This is a genomic window from Mycobacterium sp. BMJ-28, assembly GCF_054404835.1.
Genome location: NZ_CM136783.1, coordinates 765,988 through 786,724 on the forward strand (window position 1 = coordinate 765,988; position 20,737 = coordinate 786,724).

A 20,737-nucleotide genomic window follows, 5' to 3' on the forward strand; every position below is an offset into this window, starting at 1 on the left:
TCCCGCATTTCCATCCGGAAATGCGGGAGTCTGTGTCTGCTGGGCATCAGGCCGGCAGCGGCATGGTGTCGTACAGCCGCACCCCGCTGGGATTGCGCCGGGCCAGTGACTGCGTGACACCGAGCGGCAGCGCCGAGATGAGCCGCGCGACACCCATCAAAGCCGTTACCCCGACACGGGATCCGGGCACGATGGTCTTGGCGTTGGTTCTGGCCATGGTCCGGGCGCCCGCCACCGGCGCGGCCATGGTGCGCTCGTAATCCGCGAACGCCGCCCTATGGTCGCCATTCGCTTTGGCCAGCGCATCGGCGAGGACGTATGCCCCGTACACCGCCAGGCTGGTGCTGCCGCCGACGGCGGGGCCGGGACAGTACCCGGCGTCACCGACCAGCGTGACCCGGCCGCGCGACCAGGTGGGCATCTGCAACTGGGTGATGGCGTCGAAATAGAACGTCGGCGTCCCGTCCACCTCGGCCAGCCAACGGTCGACCTCTGCCGACATTCCGGTGAACGCCTGGCGCAGCTGCGCCTTCTGTCGCGGCGCGTCGCGGTGGTCGTAATCCAGGGGTTCTCGCGGGCGGAAGATGAACACCGCCCGCGCATCGTCGAGATGGTCGGCGGTGTAGACCATGGCGACGTGGCCCGGCGCGTAGTAGCCCGTCATATCACCCTCGCGGGCAAGGGATTTCGGTACCGAGACCACCGACAGGTAGCCGCCGAGGAAGCGCTCGGCGACGTCGCCGAACACCAGCCCGCGGACACCCGAGTGCAGGCCGTCGGCGCCGACGACCAGATCGAAACGCCGCGGCGGTCCGTGCCGGAACTCGACGGCACCGTCCTGCGAGATGGCGGTGATCTGGTCGCCGAACAGGTATTCGGTGTCGTCGCGGCCGGCGTCGTAGAAGATCTCGCTGAGATCGTCGCGCATGATCTCGACGTGCCGGTCGGACATGATGCCGATCAGTTTCACGTAGTCGATCCGGGCCGGACGAGAGTTGCCCGGCCGGTAGATGTTCAGCCGGGTGGTCCCGGTGGCTTGCGCCATGACCTGTGGCAGTACCCCCATTCGTTCGGAGATCTCCATCGCGGGCCGGAACAGGTCGACGGCATGGCCGCCGGTCTTGCGCAGTGCGGGCGCGCGTTCCACCACGGTGACGTCGATGCCCTGGCGGGTCAGCCAGTAGGCGAGCACCGGTCCGGCGATGCTGGCGCCGGAGATGAGGACGTGCATGACTGTCTCCTTACTTAACGATAGGTAAGTGCTTGCCGAGCAGCTTACCGATCGTTAAGTCGGCTAGGGTGGCTACGTGACCAGGCCGGTGTCGGACACCAGAATCCGCATCCAGCAGGTCGCGCGTGAACTGTTCGCCGAGAAAGGCGTGCACCGCACCAGCCTGCAGGACATCGCCGACCGGCTCGGCATCACCAAACCCGCTCTCTACTACCACTTCCGATCCCGCGAGGACCTGGTCCGCAGCATCCTGGTGCCGCTGCTGGACGAGGGCGAGGATCTGGTCACCGGCTACGAACGCCGGCGCGGGGCCGCGCGGGCCACCCCACGCGAACTTCTGGAGGCCTGGTTCGACTTCCACTACCGGCACCGGCGCGACTTCATCCTCATCCTGGCCGAACTGACCGCGCTGGCCGACCTCGGGCTGATCGACCGGTTGCTCGGCTGGCGGGACCGCTTCACCAAGCTCATGTTCGGCGCCAAGGCCACGCTGGAGCAGTCCACCCGTGCGGTGATCGCGCTGGGCGGACTGCAGGACTGCTGCGTGCAGTTCCCCGACGTCGAACAGGGCCGGCTGCGCACGGTCAGCGTGGACGGCGCGATGGCCGCCCTGGGGCTTTAGTCGGCGACGTCGAACCCGGCATGCACCTTGGTCGGGCGGACCCGCACCACCAACTCACCCGGCACGCCGTTACGCTCGCCGAATTCCTGCGCCCGCTCGGCACCCATATACCGGGCACCGAGGCGGGTGGCCGTGTCGAGCAGCTCGGCGGGGTCCTCGCTGAGCGTCGCCACGCCCTGCACCTGGACGAACGAGAACGGCGGGTTCGAATCGTCGATGCACAGCACCACTCTGGGGTCGCGGAGCAGGGCTTTGCCCTTGGCGGTGCTCTTCCCGGTGTTGAACACCAACTCGTCACCGTCGACGAAGAACCACACCGGTGCCGCCAGCGGCCGGCCGTCGGCGGCCACCCAGCCGAAGACCGCGGTGCGGGTGCCTTCGGAGAGGAAGGCCACCACCTTCTCCGACAGGGCGCTCACAACGAGCCGAGGTCGGATGAGTTCCAGTGTTCGGGCTTGAGATAGACCGCCACGCTCTCGCCGTGCTCGCGACGGGCGAACTCCAGGTACCCGTCGACTTTGTCCGGGGCCAGGTAGCGCTTGGTCATCTCGACCAGTTGTTCGTCGGTGCCCGGCTCGATGCGGTCGACCGCGCCGTCGACCGCCACGTACCGCACGGACGGCTCGAGACGCTCGACCATCAGGGACAGGTGGCCGGCGGCCTCGATCAACGTGTGCTTGCGCGAGCCTTTTCCGGTGAGCAGCCACGGCTGGCCGCCGGGGGAGTACTGGTACCAGATCGGCAACGTCAACGGTCCGCGGTGCGCGCCCGCGTACACCGACAGCGCCGCAATATGCGGCTCGGCGAGAAACTGTTCGCGTTCTTCTTTGGAGAGGGCCATGGCTCCAGACTAGCCCCGGCCACCGTCAACACGGACGGATGCGTTGCCCCCGCTGCGGCCACATTCGCGGCTCGTTCAGTGAAACACCCACGCGCAGCACACTTTCCGTGCGGGCGTCAGGAAAGACCGGAACGGGGTACCCCGATGCCGAGAGCATCATCGACCGCGCCGGGGGCCGGGTGGTCCGACCGCACCAACTGAACGGGATCAAGCCGCCGCGACGAGGTTTTGCCCGGCAGGCGCCGGGTTGGCCGCCGGGTTGGCCGCGAGCGCACCCAGGACGACGTCCCAGGTCGGCTTGGCGAACACGATGCCCAGATGCCCGGCGTTGAAGTTGGGGTAAAGGTCCTGCAGGACGACGTTCTGGACGTTCGGGCCGCTGAGCGCCTGGTTGGTGTAGGGCGTGACGATCCAGTCGTTCTTCGTCGAGATCGTGGTGTACAGCACCCCGGACCGGGTGTCGCCGCCGCCGTAGATCTCGTCCAGCAGCGGGGATCCGACCGCCTGCTGCAGCCAGGCCGGACCCAACAGGTTCACCAGGCTCAGGATCGGCTTACCGATCAGCGGGATGTTCTTGATGTAGGCCAGCCCGTCCACGTCGGCCCCGTGATGCCCCGGCGCGATACCGATGAACTGCGAGACGTTGGCCGCGCCGCCCATGTTGTTCAGGTAGTACGTCGGGGTCAGGCCACCGCCCTGAGAATGGCCGATCAGGATGACCTTCTCCGCGCCCGTCTCCTTGAGTACCCGGTCGACCTCGTCGGAGAGTTCCTGCGCGGACTTACGGATGTCGGCGGTGCCCCGCACCGGCCAGTTCGGGTTGTTGGTGACATTGCCGTAGTTGAAGGTGTAGACCTTGTACCCCGCATTGGCCAGCAGCGGTGCGCCGACGCTCCAGTTGAACGGGGCGTTGGCGGCGGTGCCGGCGATCAGGATGATCGGGAGGGGATGGTCGGTGGGCATTCCGGTGAACGGAAGATTGGCGCCGGCCGGCGGCTTGTTGACGTTGAGGTAGCCGAGCAGATCGCCGACGCCGAAGGTGACCTTGTACGGGCCCGTGACGGTGGAGTCGGCGTTCAGCGGAGTCCCGGTCAGCAGTTTGCCCGCCGTGGCCGCGGTGCCGGCGATGGCGGTGGCCACGTGATAGGGCACCCCGAAGAACGGCTTGGGCCCGATGCTGGCCGCCGCCGCGGCGGCCAGGTTGTTCACCACGGTGACGGCGAGCAGGCCGATGTCGTTGGCCAGCCCCTGCATCTGCCGGACGAACTGGACCGCGTGCGCGATCGGGTTGGGGGCTTTCGCCGTTGTGGACGGCGCGACCGACGGAACGGCGAGCTTCAACGTGGCCGCCGTGCTGGCCGCCGTGGCCGCCGTGGTGCCGACGTCGGCGGTGGCCGCCGCCTTCTTCGCGGTCTTGGGAGCCGCCGTCGAATCCGCGTCGGCCGTGGCGGTTTTGGAGTCGGCCTTCGCGGTCTTCGCAGTCTTGGCGGCCGGCTTGGCATCCGCGGACGGCTGGGTGGCGCCGTGCTTGCGGGCCCCGCGCGGCGCCTTGACCGGCTTGTCGGTGTCGTCGGCCTTCTCGGACGTCTTGTCCGGCGAGGTCGCCTCGCCGGCGGGCTGGTCGCCGTCCTTGCCGGGCTGGTGCGCCGGTTTGTCCGCCGCAGCGCCGCCGGATTCGGTGCCCGACTGTGTACTGCCCTGCGATGAATCATGTGCGGTGGTGTCATCGGCGTACGCGACGCCGGCGGCGACCCACAGGGTGGCGAACGTCCACAACCCGACCAGCAGCAATGCCGCCCATCGATACGTCCGCGCGCCAACATGATTCAACGACATTGCTGCCTCCCCGACACCGAATGGGTGAAACCCCCGGTACGGGTTATAGCGGACGACCGGTGTGCGCGAGCGGCTTTCGTGCAACAAATGGCCGCTGATGTCAATTTCTTGTCCGGTGTTCAGGCCGCCAGCAGGGTGGCCGGTGCCGGGTTGGCGGCCTCGTTCGCGGCCAGCGCGCCCAGCACCGCGGTCCACGTCGGAGCGGAGAACACGATGCCGAGGTGCCCGGCGTTGTAGTTGGGGTACAGGTCCTGCAGGACGATGTTGGTGACATTCGGTCCGGTCAGGGCCTGCTGGGTGTACGGCGTGACCACCCAGTCGAACTTCGACGAGATGGTCGTGTAGAGCACGCCCGTGCGGGTGTCACCCTGTCCGTAGGTTTCCTGCTGCAGCGACGAACCCAGCGCCTGCTGGGTCCAGGCGGCGCCGAACAGGTCGACGATGCGGAAGATCAGCGGGCCGAGCACGGGGATGTTCTTCGCGTAGGTCAGCCCGTCCACGTCGGTGCCGTGATTGCTCGGCGCGATCCCGATGAACTGCGAGACGTACCGGTCGCCACCGAGATTGTTGATGTAGTAGGACGGCATGATGCCGCCGCCCTGCGAGTGGCCGATCAGGATCACCTTGCCGGCTTCGGGATTCTCGGCGCGCACCTGCTCGACGAAATCGGCGAGTTCCTGCGCGGACTTGCGGATGTCGGCGGTGGCCTGGATCGGGAAGTTCGGGTTGTTCGTGGTGTTGCCGTAGTTGAAGGTGTAGACCTTGTAGCCGGCGTTGGCCAGGACCGGCGCCCCGACACTCCAGTTCACACCCTGGGTGGCGCTGGTGCCGTTGAGCAGGATGATCGGCAGCGGATGCTCGGGGGTGGTGGTGATCGACGGATCATTGGCCCCGGCAGGCGATTTCGCCGGATTGAGCCAGGCCAGCAGATCGCCGACGCCGTAGTTCACCTTGAACGGTCCCTCGCTGACCGCGTCCAGCGGAGTGCCGTCGAGCAGTTTGGCGGCGACCGCCGCCGTGCCGGCGACGGCGGTCGCCACCCGATACGGCACGCCGAAGAACGGTTTGGGGCCGATGGCGGTCGCGGCCGCGGCGGCCAGGTTGTTGACCAGTGAGACCGCGATCAGGGCCAGATCGTTGGCCAGCCCGGCCATCTGGCGGACGAACTGGGTGGCCTGTTTGATCGGGTTGGGCGCCGATGCCGTGGCCGGCTGGGTGACCGTGGGCGTGGGCGTGGCGGCGAGCCTCAGTGCGGCCGGCGCGGCGGTGACGTTGGCCGTCGCGGTGCTGATGCTGACGGTCTTGGCCGTCGGATCGCTCTTGGCATCGGTCTTGGTGTCGACGTTGGCTTCGCGCTTGGGGTCGGTTTTGGACTCGGTCTTGGTATCGACCTTGGTGTCGGTCGCCTGCTTGGCCGTCTTGGCCGTCGCGGTGGCGTGCTTACGCGTGCCACGGGCCGGCTTGGGCGTATCGGTTTTATCCGGCTTGTCGGCTTTCTCGGTGCCGGGCTTGTCTTCGGCCGGCTTGGGTTCGGTGCCCGTCGAGGTGGCCGGTGTGTCGGGCTTGTCGGACGGGGCCTGCGTGCCCGATGACGAGCTGCCCTCGGACGGGCTCTTCGTGGACGTGTCGTCGGCGTGCGCGACGCCGCCGGCCATCCACATGGTCGCCAAAGCCCACAACATCGTGCACAACACCGCGACCGCGCGCCGCATGTGTGTGCTGCCATGGTTCATCGACATCAGACCCCCCACCCGATAAGCGATACCAGCGGTCCTGTGTATACCGAACCGGTCGGTGTCCGCGTGGGGTTTTGGCCGGAGCGCTACCGTGACGAGGTGGCCGAAAGCTTTACCGAAACCTTTGCGGCAAGGGTCGCCGGCTACGGTGACCAGCCCTGTATCGAATTCGGCGGACGCTGGTACACCGGTTTCGAGATCGACTCCATCGCCGAGGCGATCGAGACCGCACTGGATGCCTCCGGTGTGCCGGCCAGGGCGCCGGTCGGGCTGGTGGTGCGTAACCGGTTGCCCCATGCCGCGGCGGTCATCGGCCTATTGGCGGCGCGGCGCTGGGTGTCGATGATCTATTCGTTCCAGTCCCCGGCCGCCATCGCCGCCGATGTCCAGAAGCTCCGGTTGCCCGCGGTGTTGGCCTGCGACCAGGACTGGACCGAACCGGTGCTGGCGGCGGCCGCGGCGACGGGCAGCGCCGGCGTGCGGATCTCGGCGGGCGGGGCGCAGCCGGTGCGCGGTGTGGAACGCAGTCACATCGACACGACCGCGGGGGACCCCGGGTTGCACGTGCTCACCAGCGGCACCACCGGACCGCCCAAACGCCAGGCCATCCCGGCGCCGGTGCTGGAACGCACGGTGTTCAGCGTGACCGGCGGCAGCGCGAGCCCCGACGATCCACCGGAACTGGTGTACTGGCCACTGGGCGGCATCGGCGGGGTGTGCCAGCTGATCACCGGCGCCTACGTCGGCAAGCGCATCGTGCTACTGGAGAAGTTCAGCGTGGACGAGTGGGTGCGGGTGGTGAAAACCCATGGGCTGCAACGCGCCGGGGTGCAACCGGCGGTGGTGCGGATGCTGCTGGACGCCGACCTGGACCCCGAGGAGCTGTCCTCGCTGCAGTACATCATCAGCGCCTCCGGCCCGCTGGACCCCGCACTGCGCGACGAGTTCGAGCGGCGATACCGAATACCGGTGCTATTGGCTTACGGCGCAACGGAATTCGCTGGATCGGTGTGCACCTGGACGCCCGAGCTGTACCGGCAGTTCGGTGCGGCGAAACGGCTGAGTTCTGGAAAAGTGCTGCCCGACACCGAAGTCCGGATCATCGATGCCGACACCGCGGAGCCGCTGCCGGCCGGACGTCAGGGCTTGCTGGAGGCCCGGATCGCGTCGATCCATCCGGACTGGATCCGGACCACCGATATCGCGTCGGTGGACACCGACGGATTCATCACCCTGCACGGCCGGGCCGACGGCGCCATCAACCGCGGTGGATTCAAGATCCTGCCCGAGACGGTGCGCCGGGTGCTGCTGGAGCACCCCGGGGTGCACGACGCCTGCGTCGTCGGGGTGCCCGACGCCCGGCTGGGGCAGGTGCCGTTCGCCGCGGTGCAGGCCACCCCCGGCGAACCCGCGCCGGAGCCGGCGGCGCTGCTGGACCTGATCCGCGAGCGGCTGCCGCGCCATTGCGTCCCGGTGGCGGTGGTGTTGGTCGACAGCCTGCCGCGCAACCCCGCCCTGAAGGTGAGCCTGCCCGACGTCGCGGCGCTGTACCGGCCCTGAACAGTCTTCTGGCCAGGAACCCGGGGGGCTCCTGGCCAGAAGGAAGAAAGAGTCTCGGCTCAGATGCAGGGCCGGAAGAAGACGAACTTCACCGGCAGGCACGCCTGGAACAGCTTCGGCATCCCGATCTTGGGCAGCCCCACCTTGGGCAGGCCCACCTTCGGCATCCCGATCTTGGGCAGGCCGATCTTCGGTGACGGCAGCGCCTGCGCGGCGTCGGCGATGGCGCCCATCGCGCTGACCGGGGCCGCGGCGGTTCGGGCCGCGGTCAAGCCAACGCCGCCACCGCCACCGATCTGGCTGAGCAGCAAACCGGTGTAGGCCAGGTCGTTCACCCCGCCGATGATGCTGGTGGGCACGTCGATCGCGGAGTTCACGATGTTGAAGGAGTCCTTGGCGACCCGCATGCCGTCCGGCAGGCCGGCGTACTGCTGGCCCACCTGGTAGGCCTGGCCCCACTGCTCCGGGGAAACCTGGGCGACCATCGGGGCCTGCGCCTTACCCAGCGCGGCGGACAGCGCGTTGCGGCACTCACCGGTGGCGCCGTCGCGCACCTCGCTCTTCTTGCAGTTCGAGTCGACGCAGTTGCCGTTGAAACTGGTCTGTCCGTCGACGCACTCGGCGCTGCTGGGCGCGGCGGTGATCACAGAGACCACGGCCAGTGGTGCAAAGGCCGCCGCCACGGCCGCCGCGTAGCGACGTGTCGAGTTGGTCATGACCAGTCCTCACCCTTGGATGTAGCGAACAATTTCCTCAGAGTGTAGACGAGATAACAAATCGATGGGCCTACAGTTTCTAGGCATGCGCTTTGGACTCTTCATCCCGCAAGGTTGGCGGCTCGATCTCGTCGACATCCCCACCGAGCAGCATTGGCCGGTGATGCATGATTTGGCCGCTCACGCCGATGACAGCGCATGGGATTCGGTGTGGGTATACGACCACTTCCACACCGTTCCGGTGCCCACCGACGAAGCCACCCATGAGGCCTGGTCGCTGATGGCGGCGCTGGCGGCGACCACCAGCAGAGTGAAACTGGGCCAGATGTGCACCGCGATGAGCTACCGGAATCCGGTGTACCTGGCAAAAATTGCCGCCACCGTCGATGTCATCTCGGGCGGGCGCACCCAGATGGGCATCGGCGGCGGCTGGTACGAGCACGAATGGCGGGCCTACGGCTACGGCTTCCCGTCCGCCGGCGAGCGGCTGGGCCGGCTCGACGAGGGCGTGCAGATCATGCGCGACGCCTGGCGGCACGGCCGCGTCACCCTGGACGGCAAGCACTACCAGGTCAACGACGCCATCGTCGCCCCGAAGCCGCCGCAGGACGGCGGGCTGCCGCTGTGGATCGCCGGTGGCGGCGAGAAGGTCACCCTCAAGATCGCGGCCAAGTACGCGCAGTACACCAACTTCAGCTCGGCCCCCGAAGAGTTCGCCCGCAAATCCCAGATCCTGGCCGACCATTGCCGCGATGTCGGCACCGACTACGGCGCCATCGTGCGGTCGGCCAACTTCAACGCCGTCGTCGGGACCTCGGACTCCGACGTCAAGGAGCGACTCGAGCGCATCCGCGCCCGGCAGGTCACCAAGGCGGGCGAGGCCGCCGTCGACGCGATGCTCGCCAACGTCGCCTCGCCGGACTCGGCCACCGGCACCCCGGAGCAGGTCACCGAGCGGCTGCGCCGGCTGTCCGACCTGGGCTGTGAGTACGCCATCCTGTACTTCCCCGAGGCCGCGTACGACCGGTCCGGTATCGAGTTGTTCGAGCGTGAGGTCATCCCGGCGCTCAGCTAAGCCGGCAGCGCGCTGACCTGGTACTGGGCGATCTGCCATCGATCGTCGGAGCGGGTCAGCACCACCCCGAGAGTCAGGCCGATCACGGTGCCGTCGGCCCGGGTGAAATCCGCCCGGCCGTAGCCCAGCACGACATTCTCGGCGGGCCGGCGGACCTCGTCCATCCGGTAGTCGACCGTCAACCCCCGCGGCTGTCCGTCGTAATAGCCGAACACCCCGTCGCGCCCGACGGTGTAGGGACGCAGCCCCTGGAAGACGGCGTCGGTGGTGAACACCGCGGCCACCCGGGCCGGGTCGTGCGCGTCGATCCCGGCCTTCCACTCGTCGAGTACGGCGCGCACGATGTCCATCCCGGTGTCGTTCGCAACGTCCTGCTCAGTGCCCGGCACTTTGACCTCCGTCGACATGCAAGATCTCGCCCGTGACGAATCCCGCGTTCTCCAAATAGAGCACGGCGCCGACCACGTCGTCGAGGCTGCCCAGGTGACCCACCGGGTGCAGCGCGGCCAGGAATTCGTGGGTCTCCGGCGCGTGCATCGGGGTGTCGATGATGCCGAGGGCGACGGCGTTCACCCGGATTCCGCGCTCGGCGTATTCGATGGCCAGCGATTTGGTGGCGGCGTTCAGCCCGCCCTTGGTCAGCGAGGCCAGCACCGACGGCACCTTTTTGTCGGCCTGGTCGACCAGGCTGGTCGAGATGTTCACGATGTGGCCGCCGTTCTCGGCCATCGCGGCGACGGCGGCCCGGGTGACCTCGAAGAAGCCGCGCAGGTTCACCCCGGCGATGGCGTCGAAGTCGGCGTCGGTGTACTCGGTGAACGGCTTGGCGATGAAGATGCCCGCGTTGTTGACCACGGTGTCGACCCGGCCGAACCGTTCCACGGCGGCGTCGATGACGCGCCCGCCCACACCGGGCTCACCGATATCGCCGGCCACCGTGAGCACCATCGGGTCATCACTCGGGGCGATATTGCGGGAGTTGGCGACAACGGCGTAGCCGAGCTTGCGGTAGCCGGCGACCAAAGCCGCACCGATGCCTTGGGATGCGCCGGTGATGATCGCTACGCGGGTGGTGGTGTTCATTTCTGTGCCTTTCGGTTGGTCTGCTGCCGTGGTCAACGTGATCGCGGCGGCGCGGGCATCCCGGCCGGCGGGACGGGATTCCTCGCTGGTGAGAGGTAACGCCTACTACGCTTCGGCAGGTGGAGCTGCGCCAGTTGCGGTACTTCGTGACCGTCGCCGAGGAGTTGAACTTCGGTCGTGCCGCCGAACGCCTGCGCATCGCAGGCCCGTCGCTGTCCCAGCAGATCAAGGCGCTCGAACGTGACCTCAAGGTGCAGCTGTTCGACCGGGACCGCCGGTCGGTGGCGCTGACCCCGGCCGGTGCCGCCCTGCTGGCCGACGCCCGTGCGCTGATCGACCAGGCCGACGCCTTGCGCAGGCGGGCAACGGGATTGGCGGTCACCGATCCGGTGCGCATCGGGTGCGTCAACTGGTGCCCCACCGACTGGGCCGAACGCGCGGCCGGGGTGGCCCAGTTGCGGGTGGACACCTGGGTGATGCCGTCGCACACCCAGGCCGCCCGGGTTGCCGACGGTGCGCTGGACCTGGCGATCTGCTGGGTGCAGAACGATGACCTCAGCACGCTGGCGTTGCGGGCCGGCCTGATCGGCGTGGACCGGCTCTACGCACTCTGCCCGGGCACCGACGAATCACCAGTCGAGGCGAAAGACGTTGTGGTGCTGGCAGATACCGACATCGCGAGCTGGTCGTCGTGGAATCGCTACGCCGAGTGTTTCGCCGGCGATACCGGCGCGCGTGTCATGCGCACCGACGACGGCGGCGTCACCGGGCCGACCTTCTTCGAGCACGTGCGCAGGCTGGGCCGCCCGGTGCTGGTCAATCCCCGCGGCCAGCACGATCCGGAGCCGCGCGGCCTGGTGCGCAGGCCGGTGGTGCAGCCCACCCCACTGTGGACCTGGTCACTGGTGTGGCGCGACGGGGAAGACCGGCCGGCCGTGCGAGCCGTCATCGACGAATTCACACGCGATACAGGCACTCTGGGTGTGGGCGACCCGGATACGTGGTTGCCTGCCCAGGACCCATACCGCCGCGGTGGCCAGCCCGGCGAGTGACACGATGAGCGCCGACACGACCAGCGCCGACCGGTAACCCTGGGCGTGATCGTCCAACAGTGGCGCCACCAGCAGCGGGCCGAGGATCTGGCCCACCGAGTAGCCGACGGTCAGCAGCGCCACCGCACCGCGCCTGCCGAGCAGCCGGCCTTCAGCCACCGCCAGCACACTCACCCCGATGAAGGTGCCACCGAAGAGCAACGCGCCGGCCAAGCTGGCGGCCCCGCCGCCCCGACAGGCCAGCGCGATGCCGGCGGCCTGCAGCGCCAGCGCCGCGGTGATCGCCGCCGGCTGACCCTGCCGCTTGCCGAGCCGGGCCCACAGCGCGGCGGACGGAACCACGGCCAGGCCGACCACCAGCCAGACGCTGTTGCCCAGCGCACCGGGGGAGTGCTGGGCCACCGCGGCCACCAGGAAGGTGCCCGCGATGATGTAGCCGACGCCTTCCAGGGTGTAGCCGACGAACAGCAGCACGAACCGTGCGGTGCCTGCGCGGTGTGCCCCGGTTCGGGTGGCCGTCGACGAGGAGATCCGTTGTGGGCGCACCGGCCAACCGAGCGCGGCCAGCGCCGCGGCCAGACCCGCCGCCGCCCACCACGCCGCCCGCCACGTCGTCTCGGCCGGCAGCGCCAGCACCAGGACAGCCGACAGCGCGATCCCGGCGCCCACCCCGCCGAAACCCCAGCCCACCTTCTCGGGTAGCCGCTCCAGCAGGGTGTTCACCGCGACGACGAACACCACCGCACTGGCGAACCCGGCGACGGTCCGCAGCGTCAGCCACCCGAACAGGTTGGCAGTCAACGGCATTGCGGCCATGCTCGCGACGATCGCGATCAGCGACAGCCGGCAGGCCAGGCCGGATCGCGCCAGCCGCGGGGACAACGTGGTGGCCACCGCGCCGCCCAGATAGCCGACGTAGTTGGCGGTCGCCAGATGCCCGGCGCCGTGCGCGCTGAGCCCGGACTGGGCCGTCATCAGCGGCAGGATCGGCGTATAGACGAACCGGCCGACGCCCATCGCGGCGGCCAACGCCGCCGCGGTGGGCAACACCGGGGTGTGCAGATGTCGTCGCATCATTCCATCGTGTGGGTGGCGCCCACGCCGGGCCAAGGATCGGATTGCTCACAGCTGGAAGGCAATTCCTCACACCCGTCGGGTACCGGATCGGGCCGGCCCGGCGTTGACGGCGGTATGACTGAGAACATCACCGCGCTGGTCACCGGCGCCAACCGCGGGCTCGGTAAGCAGCTCGCCACCGAACTCGTCGCACGCGGTGCGAAAGTGTATGGCGCGGCGCGGAGCCCCGAGACCGTCGACGTGGCTGGCGTCATCCCGGTCCGGCTCGACATCACCGACCCCGAGTCGGTGCGCCGGGCCGCGGAGACCGCCTCCGATGTCACCGTGCTGGTGAACAACGCCGGCGTGTCCACCCGGGCCAACCTGCTGACCGGGCCGATCGAGGATGTGCGCCTCGAGATGGAGACGCACTACTTCGGCACACTCAACGTGATCCGTGCCTTCGCGCCGGTCATCGAACGCAACGGCGGCGGCGCCATCCTCAACGTGCTGTCGGTGCTGTCCTGGCTGCACCCGCACACCTCCGGCGCGTATGCGTCGGCCAAGGCGGCGGCCTGGGCGCTGACCGACGCGGTGCGCGAGGAACTCGGCCCTCGTGGCGTGAGTGTCTCGGCGCTGCACGTCGGCTACATGGACACCGACATGGTCAGCTACATCCCGGCCGAGCAGAAGACCGATCCCGCGGTGGTCGCGCGGCTGGCAGTGGACGGTCTGCTCAACGGTGCGCCGGAGATCCTGGCCGACGACATCACGCGCAACGCCAAAGCGGCGCTGTCGAATTCGCTCGCCTGATGGCCATCCCGCGGCCACCACGTCGGACACCACCAGGTGCAGCCCGCACGCCGACCCGGGCGGCGCGTCGGAGACCGGCAGCACCACCACTTCGAGTTTGAATTCGATGTGAGATCTTCCTTGTCGGATGCGGCGAACCCAGAAGTGGGAGCATCGGATCTCATGGAGAAGATCTCATTGACCGCCCTCGCGCGCCAGGAATTGGCCTCGGCCCGGGCGGCCAGCAGTGGGCGCAGTGCGCACACCGTCTACGGCGGGCACGAACACGCACTCCGGCAGACCCTGATCGCCCTGGCCGAAGGCCACGGCCTGGACGAGCACGAGAGTCCGGGGGAGGCCACGCTGTACGTGATCGAGGGCAGGGTGCGGCTGAGCGGCGCCGACGCCGGCTGGGAGGGATCGCCCGGCGATCATCTGGTGATTCCGCGGACCCGGCACAGCCTGATGGCGCTGGCCGACTCCGCGGTGCTGCTGACCGTCGTCAAACCGGTCGGCCCGCACGTCTGATCAGAACGGCCGGCTGTTGGCCTGCCACTTGGCCGATTCCGGCCGGGGCCCGTACCGCCGGGCGTAGTCGTCATGCAGGCGGGCGTTCTTCTGCCGGTTCAGCGAGTCGATCAGGTCGGGGTCCAGGCCGTGCTGGTCCAGGCGGTGCCTACGCCAAATCTTGTTCAGCACGTAGGCCATCACCACCGCCCAGAAGTAGATGGGCACCGTCATCTCCAGGTGGACGTAAAGGGATGCGGGCAGCAGCCACAGCGGGGCCAGGATCAGCAGAGGCGGGATCGCGTACCGGATCATGTGCCGGCGGACGGCGCCGGGACCGGTCAGGTCCGCGGTGACCCACGCGCGCATGGAATCGGGCAGGCGCCGCCCGTAGGCGTACGCGAGGTACTGCGGCGCAGTGGGGTGCGGTGCGGTCACGGTGGCTCCTGTGGGTGGTGCCGATATCTATTTAGATAGTACGCTAATAGTTAGGACACTAATCAAGTAGTACGCTGTGAGCATGCCCACCGTGACCGAAGACCTCGACCCGCTCGCCCTGGAACGTCAGGTGTGCTTCGCGCTGGCGGTGACCAACCGAGCGGTGCTCGCCGTATACCGGCCGCTGCTGGAACCGCTCGGACTCACCCACCCGCAATACCTGGTGATGCTGGCCCTGTGGGACAACGCCAACGCCGACGGAGAGCCGTTATCCGTCAAGCAAATCGCCGCGCTGCTGCAGCTGGACCCGGCGACCACCTCGCCCATGCTCAAACGGCTGGAGACCCTCGGTTTCATCACCCGGACCCGCAGCAGCGCCGACGAACGCAGCACCCACGTCGCGCTCACCGCGGAGGGCGCGGCACTGCGGCGCCGCGCCCTGGACATCCCGCCCGCCGTGGTGGCCCGGCTTGGGGTCGATCTGCCCGAGCTGGAAAACCTGCACGCGGTGCTGACCCGGATCAATGCGGCCGCGGTGGCCGCGGGCGCGCTGGATTCCTAGATCGCGGGCCCGAGCAGGTCGTCGGCGTCCTTGATGATGTAGCCGTAGCCCTGCTCGGCCAGGAACCGCTGCCGGTGGGCGGCGTACTCGGCGTCCAGGCTGTCGCGTGAGACGACGGAATAGAACACCGCCCCGCCACCGTCGGCCTTGGGTCGCAGCAACCGGCCCAGCCGCTGTGCCTCTTCCTGGCGTGACCCGAACGTCCCCGAAACCTGAACGGCCACAGATGCTTCCGGCAGGTCGATGGAGAAGTTGGCGACCTTGCTGACCACCAGCGTGCGGATCTCGCCGCGGCGGAACTGGTCGAACAACTGCTCGCGCTCGGCATTCTTGGTGGACCCCTGGATGACGGGGGCGTTCAGTTCCTGGCCCAGCTCGTCCAGCTGATCCAGGTAGGCCCCGATCACCAGGGTGGGTTCGCTCGGATGACGCTCCAGGATCGACTTCACCACCGCGATCTTGGTGTGCGCCGTCGAGCAGAGCTTGTACCGTTCCTCGGGTTCGGAGGTGGCGTAGAGCATCCGCTCGTTATCGGTCATGGTGACCCTGACCTCGATGCATTCGGCAGGCGCGATCCAGCCCTGGGCCTCGATGTCCTTCCACGGTGCGTCATAGCGCTTCGGGCCGATCAGGCTGAACACATCGCCCTCGCGGCCATCCTCGCGGATCAGGGTCGCGGTCAGCCCCAGCCGCCGGCGGGACTGCAGGTCGGCCGTCATCCGGAACACCGGCGCGGGCAGCAGATGCACCTCGTCGTAGATGATCAGGCCCCAGTCGCGGCTGTCGAACAGCTCCAGATGCTTGTACTCACCCTTGGTGCGGCGGGTGATCACCTGGTAGGTGGCGATGGTGACCGGCCGGATCTCCTTGCGCTCCCCGGAGTACTCGCCGATCTCGCTCTCGGTCAGCGACGTCCGCGCGATCAGCTCACGCTTCCACTGCCGGCCGGCGACGGTGTTGGTGACCAGGATCAACGTCGTCGCGCCCGCCTTGGCCATCGCGGCGGCACCCACCAGGGTCTTGCCGGCGCCACACGGCAGCACGACCACGCCCGAGCCGCCGGCCCAGAACGAGTCCGCCGCCATCTCCTGGTAGTCGCGCAGCTCCCAGCCGTCCTGATCCAGGGTGATCGGATGCGCCTCACCGTCCACGTAACCCGCGAGATCCTCCGCGGGCCAGCCGATCTTCAGCAGCATCTGCTTGACCCGGCCGCGTTCGCTGCCGTGCACGATGACGGTGTCCTCGTCGAGCCGGGCGCCCAGCATCGGGGCGATCTTCTTGTGCCGCAGCACCTCTTCCAGAACCGCGCGGTCCAGGCTGACCAGCGTCAAACCATGGGCCGGGTCCTTCACCAGCTGCAATCGGCCGTACCGGGCCATGGTGTCGACGATGTCCACCAGCAGCGGCTGGGGCACCGCGTACCGGGAGAAGCTCACCAGGGCGTCGACCACCTGCTCGGCGTCGTGCCCGGCGGCGCGGGCGTTCCACAACGCCAGCGGGGTGATCCGGTAGGTGTGGATGTGCTCAGGGGCGCGCTCCAGTTCGGCGAACGGGGCGATGGCGGCGCGTGCGGCACCGGCCAGCTCGTGGTCGACTTCGAGCAGCACCGTCTTGTCGGACTGAACGATCAGCGGGCCCTCGGTCATGCGCGGGCCCGGTCCTTGTTACTCATCCCGTCCATTATCCAGGGTCTGCCGACACCACCGAGGTCACGCGGTGGATCGCGAACTCGCGGACCCGGCCGGCAGCCGGATCGAACGCCGTCAGCTGCCCGCCGCGGACGTTGATCGGCTCCACCACCCGCTGGGTGGCGACCCCGGCCGGGTCGACATAACCCATCACCACCGGCTGCTGGGCGAGGGCGGCCTGCTGCAATTGGGCGATCAGGCCGGCCGGGTCGAGCCGCTGGCCGGCCGCCGGGGCCGTCGACACCTTGCGCAGCACGGCGACGATGGCGGCCAGGGTCTGGGCCGCCGGAGCCGACAGCGGACGGTAGGTGCGGCGCCGGCCCTGAACCGGCACCCGGGCGCCGCGGGCACTGATGTCGACCACGGCCCCCGACGAGTCCTCGGCGGCGGGGACGAAACCGGCACCGCGCAGGGCCGCCAGCACATCGCCGATCTGGGCCTGCGAGACGGCCACGGTCGGTGCCAGGATCCGCAAGTCCAACGGCTCGACGGCGGGGCTGGCCACCGCCTGCGCCAGCAGGGCGGGGTCCTCGCACCGCACGAAGGACGCAGCCATCCCGACCCGCAGCTGACCGTGCCGGCGCGCCACATCGTCGATCAGGTAGGTGAGGCCTTGCGGCACCGGGGTTTTGGAATGCCGCGTGAAGAAGGCGTGCAGTTCGCCCGCGGTCCGCCCGGAATCCAGGGCGTGCCGGATGGTCGGTTCGCTGATCCGGTAGACCATCGCCGCGCCGGCCGATTCGACGGTGGCCACCGCGCCCAGCTGCTCGGCCAGCTCCCGCTGCAGCGGCCCGGGCACCACGACGGTGAGGTCGGCCTGCAGCAGGAAGTGGTCCAGCGGGGTCGGCAGCGCCTTGTCCATCGCGGCGATGACGTCGTCGTCGGTGCCGCCGGCCAGCAGCACCCGGATCGGGGAGGCGATCGCACCGCGGCCCGCCACGCCCACCGCGTGTGCCTCGCGCAGCAGGTCGGTGACGGGCTCGAGCTGCAGCCTTGCCGCCCAGCGCGGCCGGTGCCAGATCATCGCCCCGGCCGCCGACACCGCGTCCACCCCCGCGCCCGGCTTCAATTCGGCCAGCACCTCCAGCAGCAGCCGCCGATCCAGCGGGGCCGCGGTGGAGTACAGCGCATCCGAGAGTGCGCCGTAAGGCTTGCCGTCCGGCCCGCGGGTGCCCACCAGCCCCGGCCGCGACGGCAGGTCCAGCCACGCCGAGGCGATCAGCTGCCAGCGGACGGCGGTCCCGGCCTCGATGAACCGGTCCGCGGCCACCGTCGGCGCCCAGTACGGCGCACTGCCGTCCGGCGGCAGCGGGTCGGGCACACCGGAGGCGATCAGGCCGGCGCCGGCCGCGATGTCCAGGATCAGCCCCAGCCGCTGCTCGTCGATGCCGGTCAGCTTGGTCAGCCGTTTGACCTCGCGCACCCCGAGTCCACCGGCGCGCAGTTCGGAAATCGGTGTGGCCGAGAGGGTTTCGATGGTCAGGTCGATCTGGCGCAACAGGTCGAGCGCCGCGCCCGCGGCCACCGAGTCGGCGTCGGCCTGCGTCGTCGTGTTCACCGTCGGGTCCGGGCGGGCCAGCCCGACCGGACCGGGCAGCTCGTCGCGCAGCACCTGGCCGACCAGCCGGGGCAGGATCACCGTGTCGGTGTCCACCCGGTGCAGCAGACCGGCGGTCAGCAGCCGCTGGACCGGGCGATCGGCCGGGGTGCCGGGCGCCGCGTCGCGGGTCCGCCCGACCGGCGAACCCTCGGCCAGCCGCTTCAACAGTTCGCGCTGCGGCTCGTCGACACCGGCCAGCAGCGCCGTGATCTCGGCCGGCGCCAGCTCCGGGTCGGCCTGCACCGACTGGCCCGGAAACCACGGCAGGCCCGAAGCCACTTCCGGGGTCACCCGCAACGATCCCTCGCCCCACACCAGCGCGCGGTCGGTCAGATCGGTCAGGGCGGCCTGCACGTCGTCGGCGCTGGTGCGCCCGTCGAGGAACTCGACCACCCGCTCGGCGCCGACCGCACCGGTGTCGGCCTGCAGCGCCAGCATGGCGTCCAGCACCGCCAGGTGCAGGAAGTCCAGTGCATCGGTGGCGGCCTTCACCGACTGGCGGGCCTGGGCACGCGCGGCCAGCGCCGCGAGGGTGCCCGGCGGCGGTTGGGTCAGGTCGGGTCGCAGTTCCAGCAGACGCACGAGACGGTCGTCGGGGAGGCCGGCCAGCCAGACACCCAGGGGCACACCCACGGCAGCGTCGTTCCTGCCTGCCGAAGCAGAGTGTTGGGTCATCGCTGACCAGCGTAAAGCAGCCTCCTGGAGGACAGACGGGCAAGACGGCCACCGGTCTCGCCCCGGCGCGCGGTACCTGCCACAATGTCTGGTGTGGCTGACAAGAAGAACCAGTACGTCGACAATGGCTGGCCCCAGGTGGCCGACGGCGAACATGCCGTCAGCGAGCTCGCCACCGACCGTGTCGGTGCCCTCTCCCCGTTCGGGGATGTGACCTTCCCGCTGCCTGCCGAAGAGCTTCCGTTCACGCACGCGGTCACCGTCGTCAACAAGTAATCCGTGAGCGGGCTCTCGCACCTCGACGAGTCTGGCGCCGCCCACATGGTCGACGTCACGGCCAAGGATGCGACGAAACGCACCGCCGTCGCCGTGGGCACCGTGGTGACCCGCGTCGACGTCATCGAACTCATCGCCGGTGGCGGGCTGCCCAAGGGTGACGCGCTCGCCACCGCCAGGGTGGCCGGCATCCTCGCCGCCAAGCGCACCAGTGACCTCATCCCGCTGTGCCACCAGCTGGCGCTCACCGGCGTCGACGTCGATTTCGCCATCGGCGCCACCGAGGTCACCATCACCGCCACGGTCCGCACCACCGACCGCACCGGCGTCGAGATGGAAGCGCTGACCGCCGTGAGCGTTGCCGCACTGACGCTGTACGACATGATCAAGGCCGTGGACCGGGCCGCCCGTATCGACGGGATCCAGGTGGTGCACAAAGAGGGCGGCAAGACGGGGACCTGGACTCGATGAGAACCGCTCAGGTGATCGTCGCGTCCACTCGCGCGTCCGCCGGTGTCTATGAGGATCGCACCGGCCCGGTGATCGTGGACTGGCTCACCGCCCGCGGCTTCGTGGTGCCTGCGCCCATCGTGGTGGCGGACGGGGTGGCGGTCAATCGTGCGTTGTTCGCCGCCGTCGCGGCGCGGGTGGACGTCGTGCTCACCTCGGGGGGCACCGGCATCTCGCCGACCGACCGGACCGCCGACGCCACCGCCAACATCGTCGACTACCAGATTCCCGGCCTGGCCGATGCCATCCGCCGATCCGGGCTTCCGCACGTTCCCACCTCGGTGCTGTCGCGCGGGGTGTGCGGGGTGCGCGACGGCGTCCTGATCATCAACCTGCCCGGCTCCACCGGGGGCGTCAAGGACGGCCTCGGCGTGCTCGACGGTGTGCTGGAGCATGCGCTGGACCAACTGGCCGGAGGCGATCATGCCCGCTGATGAGCGCTCGGCAACCGCCGAGGTGCTCCGCGTCGCCCTGACCGAGGAATTGATCTCGCTCCCCGAACACGAGGCCCTGGTGGCGCATGAGGCGGCCGGTGCGGTGGTCGGCTTCTCCGGTGTGGTGCGCGATCACGACGGCGGCCGCACCGTCACCCGGCTGGAGTACTCCGCCCACCCGTCGGCGCTGCAGACGCTGACCGAGGTGGTGCAGGAGGTGGCGCGCGACGCGCCGGGCGTGCGGGCTGTCGCGGTGAGCCACCGGATCGGGGTGTTGCACATCGGTGACGCCGCGCTGACCGTGGCCGTGGCCGCCGACCATCGCGCAGCGGCATTTCAGACGTGTGCGCTGCTGGTGGACACCGTCAAGGCCCGGCTGCCGGTGTGGAAGCACCAGTTCTTCGGTGACGGATCCGACGAATGGGTCAACTCGGCCTAGGCACAGAA

22 protein-coding genes and 1 pseudogene are annotated in these 20,737 nt (G+C 69.1%); 11 read left to right on the forward strand and 12 right to left on the reverse strand.

Annotated features, from left to right (window positions below; translation table 11 throughout):
• Positions 1 to 46: 46 nt before the first annotated feature.
• Entirely contained in the window at positions 47 to 1,231 is a 1,185-nt protein-coding gene (locus tag ACXPWS_RS03845) for an FAD-dependent monooxygenase (RefSeq protein ID WP_458711167.1), read from the reverse strand.
• A 76-nt stretch (positions 1,232 to 1,307) separates the two neighbouring features.
• Here ACXPWS_RS03845 and ACXPWS_RS03850 point away from each other — a divergent pair, with 76 nt between their 5' ends.
• Positions 1,308 to 1,853, forward strand: coding sequence for a TetR/AcrR family transcriptional regulator (locus ACXPWS_RS03850; protein ID WP_458711168.1), 546 nt, complete (start codon positions 1,308 to 1,310; stop codon positions 1,851 to 1,853).
• On the opposite strand, the gene ACXPWS_RS03855 is transcribed toward ACXPWS_RS03850, so the two are convergent.
• The 4 genes from ACXPWS_RS03855 to ACXPWS_RS03870 all read right to left on the reverse strand — a co-directional run bounded on the left by ACXPWS_RS03855 (position 1,850) and on the right by ACXPWS_RS03870 (position 6,269).
• Positions 1,850 to 2,272, reverse strand: a complete 423-nt coding sequence (locus tag ACXPWS_RS03855) for a PPOX class F420-dependent oxidoreductase (protein ID WP_458711169.1) — start codon at positions 2,270 to 2,272, stop codon at positions 1,850 to 1,852. The two genes, ACXPWS_RS03850 and ACXPWS_RS03855, sit on opposite strands and share 4 nt — an antisense overlap.
• Positions 2,269 to 2,694: a pyridoxamine 5'-phosphate oxidase family protein gene (locus tag ACXPWS_RS03860; RefSeq protein WP_458711170.1), complete on the reverse strand. Its 426-nt coding sequence runs from the start codon at positions 2,692 to 2,694 to the stop codon at positions 2,269 to 2,271. The genes ACXPWS_RS03855 and ACXPWS_RS03860 overlap by 4 nt, the downstream gene beginning before the upstream one ends.
• Positions 2,695 to 2,901: 207 nt before the next feature.
• Positions 2,902 to 4,530: an esterase/lipase family protein gene (locus tag ACXPWS_RS03865; RefSeq protein WP_458711171.1), complete on the reverse strand. Its 1,629-nt coding sequence runs from the start codon at positions 4,528 to 4,530 to the stop codon at positions 2,902 to 2,904.
• 119 nt (positions 4,531 to 4,649) lie between these two features.
• Positions 4,650 to 6,269 (reverse strand): esterase/lipase family protein, encoded by a 1,620-nt coding sequence (locus ACXPWS_RS03870; RefSeq protein WP_458711172.1) that lies wholly within the window; start codon positions 6,267 to 6,269, stop codon positions 4,650 to 4,652.
• 96 nt (positions 6,270 to 6,365) lie between these two features.
• On the opposite strand from ACXPWS_RS03870, the gene ACXPWS_RS03875 reads away from it, so the two are divergent.
• Positions 6,366 to 7,826, forward strand: coding sequence for a class I adenylate-forming enzyme family protein (locus ACXPWS_RS03875; RefSeq protein ID WP_458711173.1), 1,461 nt, complete (start codon positions 6,366 to 6,368; stop codon positions 7,824 to 7,826).
• 59 nt (positions 7,827 to 7,885) lie between these two features.
• Here ACXPWS_RS03875 and ACXPWS_RS03880 read toward each other — a convergent pair whose 3' ends face one another.
• Entirely contained in the window at positions 7,886 to 8,542 is a 657-nt protein-coding gene (locus ACXPWS_RS03880) for a hypothetical protein (protein ID WP_458711174.1), read from the reverse strand.
• 85 nt (positions 8,543 to 8,627) lie between these two features.
• Between ACXPWS_RS03880 and ACXPWS_RS03885 the strand changes: the two genes are divergently transcribed.
• Positions 8,628 to 9,617, forward strand: a complete 990-nt coding sequence (locus ACXPWS_RS03885) for an LLM class F420-dependent oxidoreductase (RefSeq protein ID WP_458711175.1) — start codon at positions 8,628 to 8,630, stop codon at positions 9,615 to 9,617.
• On the opposite strand, the gene ACXPWS_RS03890 is transcribed toward ACXPWS_RS03885, so the two are convergent.
• Both ACXPWS_RS03890 and ACXPWS_RS03895 read right to left on the reverse strand, forming a co-directional pair.
• Positions 9,614 to 10,006, reverse strand: coding sequence for an SgcJ/EcaC family oxidoreductase (locus ACXPWS_RS03890; protein WP_458711176.1), 393 nt, complete (start codon positions 10,004 to 10,006; stop codon positions 9,614 to 9,616). The two genes, ACXPWS_RS03885 and ACXPWS_RS03890, sit on opposite strands and share 4 nt — an antisense overlap.
• The gene (locus ACXPWS_RS03895; protein WP_458711177.1) at positions 9,993 to 10,700 is read right to left on the reverse strand and encodes an SDR family NAD(P)-dependent oxidoreductase; all 708 of its coding nucleotides are present in this window, start codon (positions 10,698 to 10,700) and stop codon (positions 9,993 to 9,995) included. Before ACXPWS_RS03895 ends, ACXPWS_RS03890 begins: the two co-directional genes overlap by 14 nt.
• 119 nt (positions 10,701 to 10,819) lie before the next feature.
• Here ACXPWS_RS03895 and ACXPWS_RS03900 point away from each other — a divergent pair, with 119 nt between their 5' ends.
• Positions 10,820 to 11,752, forward strand: coding sequence for a LysR family transcriptional regulator (locus tag ACXPWS_RS03900; RefSeq protein ID WP_458711178.1), 933 nt, complete (start codon positions 10,820 to 10,822; stop codon positions 11,750 to 11,752).
• Positions 11,753 to 11,794: 42 nt separating this feature from the next.
• Here ACXPWS_RS03900 and ACXPWS_RS03905 read toward each other — a convergent pair.
• A pseudogene (locus ACXPWS_RS03905) lies at positions 11,795 to 12,829 on the reverse strand (YbfB/YjiJ family MFS transporter); the annotation flags it as partial.
• 114 nt (positions 12,830 to 12,943) lie between these two features.
• Between ACXPWS_RS03905 and ACXPWS_RS03910 the strand changes: the two are divergent.
• A complete protein-coding gene (locus ACXPWS_RS03910) occupies positions 12,944 to 13,621 on the forward strand; it encodes an SDR family oxidoreductase (RefSeq protein WP_458711179.1) in 678 nt (225 codons plus the stop codon).
• A 162-nt stretch (positions 13,622 to 13,783) separates the two neighbouring features.
• Positions 13,784 to 14,128, forward strand: a complete 345-nt coding sequence (locus ACXPWS_RS03915) for a cupin domain-containing protein (protein ID WP_458711180.1) — start codon at positions 13,784 to 13,786, stop codon at positions 14,126 to 14,128.
• Here ACXPWS_RS03915 and ACXPWS_RS03920 read toward each other — a convergent pair whose 3' ends face one another.
• Positions 14,129 to 14,545, reverse strand: a complete 417-nt coding sequence (locus tag ACXPWS_RS03920) for a DUF5313 family protein (RefSeq protein ID WP_458711181.1) — start codon at positions 14,543 to 14,545, stop codon at positions 14,129 to 14,131.
• A gap of 82 nt (positions 14,546 to 14,627) precedes the next feature.
• Between ACXPWS_RS03920 and ACXPWS_RS03925 the strand changes: the two genes are divergently transcribed.
• Positions 14,628 to 15,107: a MarR family winged helix-turn-helix transcriptional regulator gene (locus ACXPWS_RS03925; protein WP_458711182.1), complete on the forward strand. Its 480-nt coding sequence runs from the start codon at positions 14,628 to 14,630 to the stop codon at positions 15,105 to 15,107.
• On the opposite strand, the gene ACXPWS_RS03930 is transcribed toward ACXPWS_RS03925, so the two are convergent.
• Both ACXPWS_RS03930 and ACXPWS_RS03935 read right to left on the reverse strand, forming a co-directional pair.
• Positions 15,104 to 16,753 carry a DNA repair helicase XPB gene (locus tag ACXPWS_RS03930; RefSeq protein WP_458711183.1) on the reverse strand — a complete coding sequence of 550 codons (1,650 nt, stop codon included), beginning with the start codon at positions 16,751 to 16,753 and terminating at the stop codon, positions 15,104 to 15,106. The genes ACXPWS_RS03925 and ACXPWS_RS03930 overlap by 4 nt on opposite strands.
• Before the next feature lie 34 nt (positions 16,754 to 16,787).
• A complete protein-coding gene (locus ACXPWS_RS03935) occupies positions 16,788 to 19,070 on the reverse strand; it encodes a helicase-associated domain-containing protein (RefSeq protein ID WP_458711184.1) in 2,283 nt (760 codons plus the stop codon).
• 84 nt (positions 19,071 to 19,154) lie between these two features.
• Between ACXPWS_RS03935 and ACXPWS_RS03940 the strand changes: the two genes are divergently transcribed.
• From ACXPWS_RS03940 to ACXPWS_RS03955, 4 genes are read left to right on the forward strand one after another with little or no spacing between them, the layout of a single operon-like run.
• The gene (locus tag ACXPWS_RS03940; protein ID WP_458711185.1) at positions 19,155 to 19,346 is read left to right on the forward strand and encodes a hypothetical protein; all 192 of its coding nucleotides are present in this window, start codon (positions 19,155 to 19,157) and stop codon (positions 19,344 to 19,346) included.
• Between the two features lie 45 nt (positions 19,347 to 19,391).
• Positions 19,392 to 19,817 carry a cyclic pyranopterin monophosphate synthase MoaC gene (gene moaC / locus ACXPWS_RS03945; RefSeq protein ID WP_458713403.1) on the forward strand — a complete coding sequence of 142 codons (426 nt, stop codon included), beginning with the start codon at positions 19,392 to 19,394 and terminating at the stop codon, positions 19,815 to 19,817.
• Positions 19,814 to 20,290 carry a MogA/MoaB family molybdenum cofactor biosynthesis protein gene (locus ACXPWS_RS03950; RefSeq protein WP_458711186.1) on the forward strand — a complete coding sequence of 159 codons (477 nt, stop codon included), beginning with the start codon at positions 19,814 to 19,816 and terminating at the stop codon, positions 20,288 to 20,290. Before moaC ends, ACXPWS_RS03950 begins: the two co-directional genes overlap by 4 nt.
• Positions 20,280 to 20,729, forward strand: a complete 450-nt coding sequence (locus tag ACXPWS_RS03955) for a molybdenum cofactor biosynthesis protein MoaE (protein WP_458713404.1) — start codon at positions 20,280 to 20,282, stop codon at positions 20,727 to 20,729. Before ACXPWS_RS03950 ends, ACXPWS_RS03955 begins: the two co-directional genes overlap by 11 nt.
• The last annotated feature ends 8 nt before the right edge of the window (positions 20,730 to 20,737 follow it).